The 13,732-nt window shown below is 44.5% G+C and carries 10 protein-coding genes; 9 read left to right on the top strand and 1 reads right to left on the bottom strand.

All coding sequences use genetic code 11. From position 1 onward, the window contains the following. Positions 1–272: 272 nt before the first annotated feature. The 9 genes from NSA57_RS15450 to NSA57_RS15410 all read left to right on the top strand — a co-directional run bounded on the left by NSA57_RS15450 (position 273) and on the right by NSA57_RS15410 (position 12,777). A complete protein-coding gene (locus tag NSA57_RS15450) occupies positions 273–764 on the top strand; it encodes a MarR family winged helix-turn-helix transcriptional regulator (protein WP_257465334.1) in 492 nt (163 codons plus the stop codon). Further along, the gene (locus NSA57_RS15445; protein ID WP_257465333.1) at positions 757–2,922 is read left to right on the top strand and encodes an ABC transporter ATP-binding protein; all 2,166 of its coding nucleotides are present in this window, start codon (positions 757–759) and stop codon (positions 2,920–2,922) included. Before NSA57_RS15450 ends, NSA57_RS15445 begins: the two co-directional genes overlap by 8 nt. After that, entirely contained in the window at positions 2,915–4,753 is a 1,839-nt protein-coding gene (locus NSA57_RS15440) for an ABC transporter ATP-binding protein (protein ID WP_257465332.1), read from the top strand. The genes NSA57_RS15445 and NSA57_RS15440 overlap by 8 nt, the downstream gene beginning before the upstream one ends. 370 nt (positions 4,754–5,123) lie before the next feature. Further along, positions 5,124–5,444: a putative heavy metal-binding protein gene (locus tag NSA57_RS15435; protein ID WP_147598640.1), complete on the top strand. Its 321-nt coding sequence runs from the start codon at positions 5,124–5,126 to the stop codon at positions 5,442–5,444. A gap of 4 nt (positions 5,445–5,448) precedes the next feature. Then, entirely contained in the window at positions 5,449–7,506 is a 2,058-nt protein-coding gene (locus NSA57_RS15430; protein ID WP_257465331.1) for a HelD family protein, read from the top strand. A gap of 158 nt (positions 7,507–7,664) precedes the next feature. Then, complete coding sequence (locus tag NSA57_RS15425) at positions 7,665–8,747, top strand: PsbP-related protein (protein WP_257465330.1); 1,083 nt, start codon at positions 7,665–7,667, stop codon at positions 8,745–8,747. Positions 8,748–8,879: 132 nt separating this feature from the next. Beyond that, positions 8,880–9,641, top strand: coding sequence for a class I SAM-dependent DNA methyltransferase (locus tag NSA57_RS15420; RefSeq protein WP_147598787.1), 762 nt, complete (start codon positions 8,880–8,882; stop codon positions 9,639–9,641). A gap of 66 nt (positions 9,642–9,707) precedes the next feature. Continuing rightward, complete coding sequence (gene hslO / locus NSA57_RS15415; protein ID WP_147598637.1) at positions 9,708–10,586, top strand: Hsp33 family molecular chaperone HslO; 879 nt, start codon at positions 9,708–9,710, stop codon at positions 10,584–10,586. Between the two features lie 64 nt (positions 10,587–10,650). Further along, the gene (locus NSA57_RS15410; protein WP_257465329.1) at positions 10,651–12,777 is read left to right on the top strand and encodes an NAD(+) synthase; all 2,127 of its coding nucleotides are present in this window, start codon (positions 10,651–10,653) and stop codon (positions 12,775–12,777) included. Between the two features lie 161 nt (positions 12,778–12,938). Here the strand turns inward: NSA57_RS15410 and NSA57_RS15405 are convergent, their stop codons facing one another. Then, positions 12,939–13,379 carry a hypothetical protein gene (locus tag NSA57_RS15405; protein WP_022066599.1) on the bottom strand — a complete coding sequence of 147 codons (441 nt, stop codon included), beginning with the start codon at positions 13,377–13,379 and terminating at the stop codon, positions 12,939–12,941. Positions 13,380–13,732 lie beyond the last annotated feature (353 nt).

Here is a 13,732-nt window from a genome sequence, read left to right as displayed (position 1 = left end):
GGAGGTCTTTCTCCGGTTTTTCTTTTTGAGAAATATTCGTGTTGTTAATTTATTGAAAAAATGAATTTTGCATTGTAGGTCTGAATTACTGTTCTGTATTTCTTTTGGAAACCAGAAAAACATTTGTTGAACTAATGATTATTTTGTGAAAAAAGTGTGTTTAAACGGTGAAATAAGTATAAAGTGCACAAAAATAGCTTGCCTTTTTTGTGCAAATGAGTATTATATATAATTAGCCGACTAATTATATATAATGAATACGAGGTGAGATCGTGGAAGATACGCAGACGCAGGAAAAAACAGGTTTTCAGCACCTGTTTATGCAGCTGAACAGAGCTTATGCTGCAAAATGCTTCAGCCAGATGACTGAGCTTGGCATACACCCGGGACAGATCCCCATTCTGCTTCTTCTGGCAAAACGTGTGGAGATGAGCCAGAGGGAGATCGCGGAGGAACTGTGTGTAAAGCCTCCGACAGTGAATGTTATGGTACAGCGTATGGAAAAGGCAGGTCTGATCGGCCGCAGACATGATGAAAAGGATCAGAGAATCACAAGGATTTTTCTTACGGATCAGGGATATGAAATGAAGAAGAAGGTAGCAGAACAGATAGAGCTGAATGAACGTTATGCCTTTATGGGATTCAGTGATGCTGAAAAATGCCTGTTCCGACGTTTTATGGAACAGATCGTTGCAAATATTTCGTGTATTCCGGAGGAAAAAACAGAGAATCTACAGGAAAAGGAGAGGCTGACAAGTGATTAAATTAATGAAATATCTGAAAAAATCAGCCGGATATGTGGCGCTGATCATTGCCCTTTTGTTTTTGCAGGCATATTGTGATCTGTCCCTTCCGGACTATACATCAAAAATTGTCAACATAGGTATCCAGCAAAAAGGAATTGAAGACGGCGTTCCGCAAAAAATAAGAAAGACCTCCATGGACGCTCTGGAGCTTTTTATGAGCCAGGAGGATATTTCTGAGCTGGAAACCGCTTACACAGAAGACGGAGAGCTTTATGTACTGAAGGATATTGATAAAGACACACGGTCTTCCCTCAATGAAATACTTGGAAAACCCATGCTGATGCTGGGCGGACTGACCATGGAAACTGAAGCATCCGGGGAAATGCTGGCACAGATGGGAATACCGGAAGGAGCAGATCCGGTGGAGGCTATTGCACAGATGCCGGAGGATGCGAGAGCGCAGATGACAGAGAGCATGGGCGAAAAATTCCGGGATATGCCGGATTCCATGATAACCCAGGCAGCTGTTTCCTATGTTCAGGCTGAGTATGAGGCTCTTGGCGAGGATGTGGACGGACTTCAGATGAAATACATCGGAAAAGCAGGGCTTAAAATGATCCTGATGGCGCTTCTTATCATGGCAGCTTCCATTTCCGTAGTTTTCCTTTCGGCAAAGGTGGCTGCAAGTCTGGGCCATGATATCAGAGGGGATATTTACAGGAAGGTGATCGGATTTTCCAGCAATGAGTACAACAAATTTTCCACGGCATCTCTGATCACCAGAAGCACCAATGACGTGCAGCAGGTACAGATGACCATGGCAATGATGTTCCGTATTGTTCTGTATGCTCCAATCATTGGAATCGGAGGAGTGCTTCGAGTGCTGGAAACAGATTCTTCCATGACCTGGATCCTTGGTGTGGGCGTTGTACTGATCCTTGTTATCATCGGACTTCTGTTTTCCATTGCTATGCCCAGATTTACAAAGCTTCAGACACTGATCGACAGGCTGAATCTTGTTACAAGAGAAATACTGACCGGTATTCCTGTGATCCGCGCCTTCAGCAGAGAAAAACATGAAGAAGACAGATTTGAAGATGCAAATAAGGTACTGACAAAAACAAACCTGTTTGTAAACCGCTGCATGACCTTTATGATGCCTTCCATGATGCTGATCATGAACGGAATTTCAGTTCTGATCGTATATAATGGCTCCTATGCAGTGGATGCAGGAAACATGCAGGTTGGAGATATGATGGCGTTTATCCAGTATGCCATGCAGATCATCATGGCCTTTCTGATGATCACTGCCATGTCCATTATGCTTCCAAGAGCAAATGTTGCAGCAATGCGAATCGTGGAAATTCTGGAAACAGAAAACAGCCTGAAGGAGCCGGAAGCTCCGGTTCATCCGTCACAGGAAATAAAAGGAACCGTAGAGTTTGACCATGTATCCTTTGCCTATCCGGATGCCGGAGAAAATGTTCTTACTGACATCAGCTTTAAAGCGGAAAAAGGCCAGACACTGGCTGTGATCGGAAGTACCGGAAGCGGAAAAAGCTCTCTAATCAATCTGATCCCCAGATTTTATGATGTGACACAGGGATGCGTAAAGGTTGACGGAGTGGATGTAAGAAGCATGTCCCAGAAAGAGCTTCGTGATCGCCTTGGATATGTTCCGCAGAAGGGAGTCCTTTTTTCCGGAACTATTGATTCCAATATCCGTTATGGAAAAACCGATATTTCAGAGGAACAGGTAAAGAAAGCGGCCATGGTTGCCCAGGCGCAGGATTTTATTGAAGAAAAACCTCATGGATATGAGTCTCCGGTCGCTCAGGGAGGAACCAATGTTTCAGGCGGACAGAAGCAGAGGCTTTCCATTGCAAGGGCAGTGGCAAAGGATCCGGAGATCTTTATTTTTGACGACAGCTTTTCTGCTCTGGACTTTAAAACAGACAAGGCCCTTCGAAAAGCTTTAAAGGAGCATACAAAAAATGCGACGACCATTATCGTTGCCCAGCGTATCAGTACGATTCTGAACGCAGATCAGATTCTTGTACTGGATGACGGAAAGATGGCGGGACTGGGAACTCACAGAGAACTGATGGAAAACTGTGAGGTTTATCGTCAGATCGCCATGTCACAGTTATCAGAGGAGGAACTGGCAAATGAGTGAAAATAGAAGAGGCCCCATGGGCCATGGAAGAGGAATGCATGGAGGGGAAAAGGCAAAGGATTTTAAAGGCTCCATGGCAAAGCTGTTCCGGTATATGGAACGGTATAAATTCCGGTTTATACTGATGTTTGTTTTTGCAGTGGCAGGTACGATTTTTAACATATGGGGACCGAAGATTCTGGGAAAAGCTACCACAGAGCTGTTTTCCGGACTGGTAGCCAAGGTAAACGGAACAGGAGGGATCAATTTTGAAAAGATCGCAATGATCCTTCTGGGAGTTATGATTCTTTATCTGGCAAGTTCCGGTTTTTCCTTTATCCAGGGCTTTGTGATGACAGGAATTTCCAATGATGTTACCTATAATCTGAGGAAAGATATTTCAAAAAAGATCAACCGTCTTCCGCTGAATTATTTTGAGAGCAGGACAAACGGTGAGATTCTTTCCAGGGTAACAAATGATGTGGACACTTTGCAGATGAGCCTGAACCAGAGTATGACACAGCTGATCACCTCAGTTACTACCATTATCGGTGTACTGTTTATGATGCTGTCCATTAACGTCTGGATGACGCTGGCAGCGCTTCTGATCCTGCCGGTTTCCATGGTGATCATTAATTTTGTCATGAAACATTCTCAGAAATACTTCCGTGATCAGCAGAGCTATCTTGGAAAGGTCAACGGACAGATTGAGGAAAACTACGGCGGACACAATGTAGTCAAGGTATTTAACAAAGAGCAGGATGTTGTTGCTGAATTTGAAAAGGACAACAAAAAGCTTTATGAATCTGCATGGAAATCACAGTTTTTCTCCGGAATGATGATGCCGGTCATGCAGTTTGTAGGAAACCTGGGATATGTAATGGTTGCTTTCCTGGGAGGAATCTTCACTATTAAGGGAAGCATTGAGGTGGGAGATATCCAGTCCTTTTTCCAGTATATCCGTAACTTTACCCAGCCTATCCAGCAGATCGCCCAGGTGGTAAATCTGCTTCAGTCCTCAGCGGCAGCTTCTGAGCGTGTATTTGAGTTTCTGGAGGAGCCGGAGGAAGAGCAGACTGCAGAGAATCCTGTTTCTGTAAAAAATCTTACAGGGGATGTGCAGTTTGAGCATGTTTCCTTTGGCTACAATCCGGAAAAGATCATCATCCATGATTTTTCTGCAGAAGTCACAGACGGACAGAAGATTGCCATTGTAGGACCTACAGGCGCAGGAAAAACAACCATGGTGAAGCTTCTGATGCGTTTTTATGATGTAAACAGCGGAGAGATCATGGTTGACGGACATAATATCAGGGATTTTAACAGAAGCGAGCTTCGTGAAATGTTTGGAATGGTACTTCAGGACACCTGGCTGTTTTCCGGAACCATCATGGAAAATATCCGGTACGGACGGCTGGATGCCACAGATGAAGAGGTGATCGCCGCTGCAAAGGCAGCCCATATCCATAATTTTATCATGCAGCAGCCCGGTGGCTATCAGATGGTCCTTGATGAGGAGACCAGCAATATTTCTCAGGGACAGAAGCAGCTTCTGACAATTGCAAGAGCAATTCTGGCAGACAATAAAATCCTGATCCTGGATGAGGCAACCTCATCTGTGGATACCCGTACAGAAATGCAGATTCAGAAGGCCATGAATAACCTGATGAAAGGCAGAACCAGTTTTGTGATCGCCCATCGTCTTTCTACCATCAAGGATGCGGATCTGATCCTTGTAATGAAGGACGGAGATATCATTGAGCAGGGAAATCATAAGGAACTTCTGGAAAAGGGCGGTTTTTATGCAGAACTGTATAACAGCCAGTTTGAGCAGAAGGCTCAGTGCTCCTGAGAAAATAAAATTTTGACTGCCGCAGACAGGCAGAACAGATTTCGGGCAGGGCGGCAAAAGGTACAGACAGCAGAACAATAACCCAGGGCAGTGGACTGACTGAGGAATAAATCCTTGTCAGCCACTGCTCTTTTGGATATAATGAAAAATACAGAAAATTCTTTATTACTGTGAAAGACAATAATTCTTTCAGGCAGGTATGGATTACAGCAGTTTACGCAAAATATATTATAATATCAGCAGCTGTTCACAGGGCAAATTGCTGTGAAAAGAGCGAACAGTAACGAATATACCGTAAACAGATGGAATGAGTTTCGTACATCAGAGCTGTATAGAGAAATCAGCCGGAAGATGAAGGGAGGAACATCAAATGATCGTAACAACAACTGCAAATGTAGATGGAAAGAAAATCGTAGAATATAAAGGAATTGTTTTTGGCGAGGTGGTCAGCGGAGTAAATGTGCTGAAGGATTTCACAGCAGGAATGAGAAACTTTTTCGGCGGAAGATCCGCAAGCTATGAGGATGAGCTGATGCACGCAAGAGAAGAGGCGTTAAGAGAAATGGAAGAAAGGGCAGCACAGAGGGGCGCAAATGCCGTAGTGGGTGTGGATGTGGACTATGAGGTTCTCGGATCTGACAATGGAATGCTTATGGTAACTGTCAGCGGTACTGCTGTTGTGGTAGCCTGAGCGTATGCAGACAGAAAAATCCGGACAGGAATATCTGGAACAGGTGCTTGCATGTCTTGAAAAAAGGCTGGAAGAAGTAAATGCTTCCATTGAGGCCGGTGCCAGGGAAATTGAGGACATGCATGAATATTACTGGGAAAATTATACAGAAATGGACCAGTACGGATATGAGGAATTTGATAACAGACAGGCTCTTCTGGCCCAGGTAAATGCCAATCAGGAGCAGCTTCTTCTGAGGAAAAGATTCCGCAATATGCAGGATTCCCCGTTTTTTGGCAGGGTGGATTTTATTTATCAGGGAGATGAGGAGCCGGAGCAGTTTTACATTGGGATCGGAAATCTGGCGGAAAGAGCAGGAAGCCGTCCTCTTGTAAATGACTGGCGTGCTCCTGTCAGCGGCCTTTTTTATGATTATGACAAAGGGCTGGCTTCCTACGAAGCTCCTCAGGGAGTTTTTGAAGGGGAGATAAGCTCTAAATGGCAGTATAAGATCCGCCGGGGAAAGCTTGTTTATGAATTTGAAAGCGACATTAAAATTGATGATGATATTCTGAAAGCAGAGCTTGGAGGAAGCGGAGAGGTTCAGCTTAAAAACATTATCCGTACTATTCAGAAAGAGCAGAATGCCATTATCCGCAATACAGAGGACAGGATCATGGTGATCCAGGGAACAGCAGGAAGCGGAAAAACCTCTGTGGCTCTTCACAGAATCGCTTATCTTCTTTACCATGACCGCAAAAACCTGAAATCTTCCAACATTCTGATCCTTTCTCCAAACAGTGTGTTTGCAGATTATATCTCACATATCCTGCCGGAGCTGGGAGAAGAAAATATCCGTGAAATGAGTTTTGATCTTTTTGCTTACAGAGAGCTGCAGGATGTGGCAGCAGACTGTGAGGACAAGTACGATCAGATTGAAAAGGCAGTAAAAAATCCGGATACCTGGAAACAGTACAGAGAAAAACAGTCTCCGGAATTTGTTTCACGGCTGCAGGGATTTATGATGAGCCTTGAAGATGAACTGATGAATTTCCGGGATGTGGAGTATAAAGGCTGTTCCATAAAAGAATCTGAGATCATCCGTCTGTTTTATTTCAGGTTTCAGGACATTCCCCTTTTATCCAGAATGGAAGCTGTTGCAGAATATTTTATCGACCAGGTGGAAACACTGAGGGACAGAGACCTTTCAGAGGAAGAAAAGGATGAGGTAACAGAAAAGTTTCTGGGAATGTATGGAACAAGAGACTTTTATGTCCTTTACAGCCGTTTTCTGGACAGAGAGGGGTTTCGTCCTCTGCCCAGACGTCCCCTGGAAAAACGAAGGCTGAAGTATGAGGATGTTTACCCTGTTTTATATCTGAAATATCATTTGACCCGGTGCAGGGAGCATCGGGATATCCGTCACCTTGTTGTAGATGAAATGCAGGATTATTCCTGGATCCAGTATCTGATCCTGAAGAAGCTTTTTCCATGCAGAATGACCATACTGGGCGACAGGGCTCAGACCATGGAGGAAAAGCAGCAGGATGTTATGAAGTTTCTGCCCGGAATTTTCGGCAGAAATATCAGAAAAATCTATATGAACAGAAGCTACAGGAATACAGTGGAGATCGCAGAGTATGCAAACCGGCTTGCGGGGATTACCGGTATGGAACTGTTTGAGCGGCATGGAGAGCCTGTACGGGAAGAAACATTTGAAAGTACAGAAAAGGCTTTAAATGAAGTTCTTAGAATCTGGTTCAGAGACAGGGAGCGCCTGGAGACAGGGGCAGTGATCTTTATGACAGAAAAGGAAGCGGAAGCTGCAGGGGCTTATCTGAAGCAGAAGCTGGAAACGGAAGCGCCGGAGCAGAGGGATACGATTTCTTATCTTGACCGGAACAGCGGAAAGTTTTGTAAGGGCCTGACAGTTACTACGTTTTATCTTGCAAAAGGTCTGGAATTTGACAGAGTATACGGTGTGTTTATGGATTCAGACAAAAGCCCGCTGAAAATTCAGGCAGAATATATTACGGCAACCAGAGCGCTTCATGAACTGTTTATGTATACAGTCAGAGGCTGAAAAGCCGGACTTCAACTAAGGATATGACAGAAATTTATACTTTTTTCATAGGAATTTCACATCATGCCGGGGAAAATTTATTGACATGTATGTAATAAAATTGTAAAATGTGAAACAAAGAGTTTGAGTAGAGTTCAGAATTTTTTTAGGAGGATATTATGAAGAACAAAAAATTACTTGCTGTTTTAGCGGTTACAATATCAGCATCTGTCTTTATGGCAGGCTGCGGTTTCGGTGAGGACGAGCCGGAAGCTCAGAAGGTTGTCAGCGTAACACCGGCGCCGGAGGTGACAAAGGCTCCAACAGCTACACCTACCATTGCCCCCAATGTACAGGATACCACTTATACCTCCGCAGATAAATCTGTTTCCATTAATCTTCCGGATGCTACCTGGGCAAACAAAACTGACGAGACAGATACCATCAGCTTTGAGTCCCCGGACAATGGCAATATCCTTATTCTTCATGGTCAGGGAGAAGAGACAATGGCTGCTACTGTGATTCCAAGCACACAGGATATGGCTGTTTCTCTGGATCAGGCAGACGGAGATAAGGTTCAGGGCACTGATTTTGAGATCCAGGACTATAAAGCTGAGGATGTGAACGGAATCGGTGTGTACAGCTATGTGACAAAAATGCTGAATACAGAAAAGAGTGACGGAGCTCTTTATGTGGTTCATAAAGTATTTGCAAATGCCAGTGAATACTATTCTATTGAAGCTTCTGTAAAAAAAGAAGAAGCCCTGGCATCTGTAAAGAGCGCAGTGGATTCCTTTAAGATTCTTGGAAATTCTTCACTGAAAGAGGCGGCTCCGGGAACAGCAGCACCGGCCGGAAATACAGAAAATAAAGACGCGGCAGGCGCAGACGCAACAGGAAACGATGCGGCAGCAAATACAGGAAACACTGATGCAGGTGCAGCAGATACAGGAAATACAGATGCGGGAGCAGCTGATACAGGCGCTGATTCCCAGGAAAGCGGAGAGTCTTCTTCTGAAGGAACAACAAATTCTGCAGGCTTTACAGAAGAACAGCTTTCCAATACAGATGAAACAAGAACTATTTACAGAAACTCTGACGGTAAGCCGCTGGTAATTCAGCCGGACGGAAACGGAAACTGGGTTGATTTTGACGGAAATACCTACAGCTTTGCAAATGACCAGGATGTGTATACAGAGGATGGCACAAGCTATTACTGGCATGGAGAGGCTGCTGACGTATACTATATGCCGGTTCAGTAAATAAGAGGCAGAGGCGATCATAGAGCGGAATATTTAAGGCAGGTGAGCGATCATCTGCCTTTTCCTCTCATTCAGAGAGTCTGTTCCGGGCAGATTTCCCGGGCGTATTATTACATAAAAAGGAGAAGTGCAGTGGAAGCATACGGAAAATTTGCACAGGTGTATGACCTGTTTATGGACAATATTGATTATGAAAGCTGGGCAGCTTATGTAGAAAAGCATCTGAAAGCCCGGGGAATTGAGGACGGACTGGTTCTGGAACTGGGCTGCGGCACAGGCACCATGACGGGATTGCTTGCACAAAAGGGATATGATATGATTGGTGTGGACAATTCTGAGGAAATGCTTGCGGAAGCAATGAAGAAAAAAATGGAGACCGGGCAGGATATTCTCTATCTTCTTCAGGATATGCAGGAATTTGAACTGTATGGAACTGTACGGGCGATCATCAGTGTGTGCGACAGCCTGAATTACATTACAGACAGGAAGGAGCTGCTTCAGGTATTCAGACTGGTAAATAATTATCTGGATCCGGGCGGTATTTTTCTGTTTGATATGAATACAGTTCACAAATACCGGGATATTCTGGGAGAGACAACCATAGCAGAAAATCGGGATGAAGGAAGCTTTATCTGGGAAAACAGCTATGATCCGGAAAATGGTATAAATATCTATGAGCTGGCAGTTTTTTTGCCGAGAGAAGACGGGCTTTATGAAAAATGTGAGGAGCTTCACTGCCAGAAAGCATATGAGCAGTCAGAAATAGAGGCTCTGATCGCTGAGGCAGGGATGGAGCTTGTGGCTGTTTATGACGCCTATACTATGAATCCGGCATCCAAAGACAGTGAAAGACTGTTTTTTGTGGCAAAGGAAAAAGGCAAGCATACAGCCTGAAGGATAAATATAAAGGATTATTTTTATAAGACAAAATTTAAGAGATACAGATTCAGGAGGAATAAAATGAGTGATTATATTGTAAGAGCAACAGCGGCAAACAGTCAGGTGCGCGCCTTCGCGGCAGTGACGAAAGAAACAGTGGAGACAGCCAGGAAGGCTCATAATACCAGTCCTGTGGCGACGGCAGCTCTTGGAAGACTGCTTACTGCAGGGGCTATGATGGGTGTGATGATGAAGGGTGATAAGGATATTCTCACACTTCAGATTCAGGCCAGCGGCCCTCTGGAAGGAATTACTGTAACTGCGGATTCTCAGGGAAGAGTGAAGGGTTACGTGGGAAATCCTGAGGTGATCATTCCGGCAAATGACAAAGGCAAACTGGATGTTGCCGGCGCAGTAGGGATCGGCCTTCTTAATGTAATTAAGGATATGGGGCTGAAGGAGCCTTATTCCGGACAGGTAGTCCTTCAGACCAGTGAGATTGCAGAAGACCTTACGTATTATTTTGCAGTCAGCGAGCAGGTTCCCTCTGCAGTAGGACTTGGAGTTCTGATGAATAAGGACAATACTGTGCAGCAGGCAGGAGGATTTATTATTCAGGTTATGCCTTTTGCAGAAGAGGAAACCATTGCAAAGCTGGAAGAAAATGTACAGAAGATCCAGTCTGTAACCACTCTTCTGGAGCAGGGACATACTGCAGAAAGTCTTCTGGAGGCAGTGCTGGACGGATTTGACATTGAATTTACAGACAAGGTTCCAACAGAATTTTACTGCAACTGCAGCAAAGAACGTGTGGAAAAAGCGCTGATCAGTATTGGCAGAAAGGATCTGAATGAAATGATCCAGGAGGGAAAGGAAGTAGAACTGAACTGCCATTTCTGCAATACAAATTATGTGTTCAGTGTTGAAGAGCTGAAAGAGATTCTCAGAAAGTGCAGATAGCAAAGCTGTCAGGCTGGTAAGAGATGCCTGGCGTCCGTTGTATGCGGACAGGAAAGGGGAAAATATGAAAGACGGATTTATTAAAGTCAGTGCAGGAACACCTGATGTGCGGGTAGCGGACTGTGAATATAATGCCGGAGAGATTATCTGTATGGTACATGAGATGGCAGAAAAGGGAGCAATGGTCATGGTGTTCCCGGAGCTGTGCATTACAGGTTATACCTGTGGGGATCTTTTCTGGCAGGAAACACTTCTGAAAGAAGCAAAGTCTCAGCTTCTTCGTATTGCAGCTGAGACAGAGGATATAAACGGACTTATTTTTGTGGGGCTGCCGCTGGAATACCAGGGAAAACTTTATAATGCTGCGGCAGCGCTGAATCGTGGAAAAATTGTGGGTTTTGTGCCAAAGGTGAATATTCCCAATTATAATGAATTTTATGAGGGACGTTATTTTTCCCCGGGAAAAGATGTGGATGGAAAGATTCTGCTGAAAGGGGAAGACTACTGCGGTGCATATGCAGAAAAGGATCCTGAAATTGAGATACATTTTTTCGGAGAAGAAGATCTGCAGGATGTGGATGCCCGGGAAAATACTGAGGATGGGCTTGATTTTGAAGAGGATGATTTCCTGGATGAGCTTGACATGGATGATGCGGACTATATAGACGAAGGTGATCTGGAGGATGACCCGGAAGAATATGAAGTGCCTGTTTCTCCGAACCTTATATTTACCTGTCCGGAGTTTCCGGAGCTTAAGGTTGCGGCAGAAATTTGCGAAGACCTGTGGGTGGCAGCTCCGCCAAGCAATTTACATGCATATCGTGGAGCAAATATGATCGTAAATCTTTCTGCCAGTGATGAGCTGGCAGGAAAGGATACTTACCGGAGAAATCTGGTAAGCAGTCAGTCAGCCAGACTGGTGTGCGGATATATCTATGCTTCTGCCGGACCGGGAGAGTCCACTCAGGATGTGGTTTACGGAGGCCATGATCTGATCGCAGAAAACGGAACCATTCTTGCAGAAAGCAGACGCTTTGAAAACGGAGCTGTTTATGGAATTATGGATATCCATAAACTGAATAATGAACGCAGGAGAATGACTACCTGTGGATTTGCTTCAGACAGAGAAAGAGAAGGCTTCAGAGAGGCGCTGTTTTATCTGGAAAAAACAGAGACAAAGCTGGAACAGAAATTTGACTCCAGACCTTTTGTGCCTTCTTCTGAAACAGAAAGAGCCCGCCGCTGCGAGGAAATCCTGAACATTCAGGCAACAGGTCTGAAAAAACGTCTGGATCATATTCACTGCCAGAATGTTGTGATAGGACTTTCCGGAGGTCTGGATTCCACACTTGCCCTTCTTGTAACAGTCAGGGCTTTTGATATGCTGGGACTTTCAAGAGAAAAAATCACAGCAGTGACTATGCCGTGCTTTGGAACTACAGACAGAACCTATTCCAATGCCTGTGAACTGAGCCGCTGTCTTGGTGCGGAGCTTCGAGAGGTAAATATCAGAGAGGCAGTCAGTCTTCATTTCAGGGATATCGGTCATGATCCGGACAAACATGATGTAACCTATGAAAACGGACAGGCAAGAGAGAGAACCCAGATTCTTATGGATATTGCAAATCAGTCAGGAGGAATCGTGATCGGAACAGGAGATCTGTCAGAACTGGCTCTCGGCTGGGCGACCTACAACGGGGATCATATGTCCATGTACGGGGTGAACAGCTCTGTACCCAAAACTCTTGTGCGCCATCTTGTAAAATACTGTGCAGATACCTGCGAGGATAAGAAATTGTCAGGTATCCTTCTTGATATTCTGGATACTCCGGTAAGTCCGGAGCTTCTTCCGCCGGAAGACGGAGTGATCGCCCAGAAAACAGAAGATCTTGTAGGCCCCTATGAGCTTCATGACTTTTTCCTTTATCATATGCTGCGCTGGACCTGTCCGCCTGAAAAAATCTTCCGTATGGCCAGGGTGGCTTTTGAGGGAGAATATGATGCAGAAACGATTCTGAAATGGCTGAAGATATTTTACAGACGATTCTTTACCCAGCAGTTTAAGCGTTCCTGTCTGCCGGATGGACCGAAGGTAGGAAGTGTGGCTGTTTCTCCAAGGGGAGATCTTCGTATGCCGAGCGATGCCTGTGGAACATTGTGGCTCAGGCAGCTGGACAGAATAAAGATCTGAACCGGAGAAGAAAAGCCGGGGAAAAGACAGGAAAGAAATCGTCCACAGAAACGATTCTGAAGATTATATCAGTTAAAAAACAAAAGAGCTTTCAATTTTGATTTATACAGAATGAATGCCCGTTATCGAAGGAAAAACGATAATGGGCATTTTTGTCTGTTTTATTTTTTTAACTCAGCTTTGCTGACAGCCTCGTCAATGGCTTTGATCAGCATAAGAGAGGTGTATTTCTGATCGCTGGAATACTTCAGTTCATCCAGAGACTGACCGCTGTAAATCTGGCTTGATAATTCTTCAAGGGTTGGTTCTACAAGCGGAAACATGGCGGCAGTACTTTCGCTGAGATTTTCCAGATGGATGGAACGGATTTTCTGTGCATCGACAGTAACTTCCACGTCAAAGCTGTTTCCGTTAAGTTCAATGGAAGAACGGTAGATGCCGGGAGTATAAACGGAAGCCGGATCCGTGGACACGGATTTAGCTTTGCCGGGATCAAACATAAAAAACATCAGAACTCCCAGAACGATCAGAAACAGGAGGAAGATTCCTGTATAAATGATCTCTTTCATATGTAAAACAACGATTTTGGTTTTGGAACTCATAGAGTGCGCCTCCTGGTCAGAATATGTACGTGCTGCACGGGGTGTCGGTGAATGGAAAATACCGAATATAAAAAGCTTCTGATTAATCATATGAAGTGCCGGGAGATTTTATGACGGAACAGAGAAACTTCCCGGCAGCCTGGTTAAAAGGCATTTCAAATGATCTTCGGCAATGACAGGTTCACCTGTTATCGTAGGATTTTGGCAAAACAAGACAATAGAATTCAAAGAATATGACCGGTAAACAGCTATATCGACCAAAGTATTTTAAAGTGCAAAAAACAGTTGACAGAGGCGGAAGAAAGTGGTAAATTAATCTGGCTGTCACAAAGAAATGATTCTTTTGAAGAAAC

Source organism: Blautia caecimuris (assembly GCF_024622975.1).
In the GTDB taxonomy this organism is placed as follows: Bacteria; Bacillota; Clostridia; order Lachnospirales; family Lachnospiraceae; genus Blautia_A; species Blautia_A caecimuris.
The sequence above is the reverse complement of the archived record's forward strand: the minus strand, read 5'-3'. Positions and strand labels throughout refer to the sequence as shown.

Bases quoted from the DNA above. Each gene is read 5' to 3' on its own strand.
- NSA57_RS15440 (WP_257465332.1), top strand. From the start codon at position 2,915: ATGAGTGAAAATAGAAGAGGCCCCATGGGCCATGGAAGAGGAATGCAT.
- NSA57_RS15430 (WP_257465331.1), top strand. From the start codon at position 5,449: ATGCAGACAGAAAAATCCGGACAGGAATATCTGGAACAGGTGCTTGCA.
- NSA57_RS15405 (WP_022066599.1), bottom strand. From the start codon at position 13,379: ATGAGTTCCAAAACCAAAATCGTTGTTTTACATATGAAAGAGATCATT.
- NSA57_RS15425 (WP_257465330.1), top strand. From the start codon at position 7,665: ATGAAGAACAAAAAATTACTTGCTGTTTTAGCGGTTACAATATCAGCA.
- NSA57_RS15435 (WP_147598640.1), top strand. From the start codon at position 5,124: ATGATCGTAACAACAACTGCAAATGTAGATGGAAAGAAAATCGTAGAA.
- NSA57_RS15410 (WP_257465329.1), top strand. From the start codon at position 10,651: ATGAAAGACGGATTTATTAAAGTCAGTGCAGGAACACCTGATGTGCGG.
- hslO (WP_147598637.1), top strand. From the start codon at position 9,708: ATGAGTGATTATATTGTAAGAGCAACAGCGGCAAACAGTCAGGTGCGC.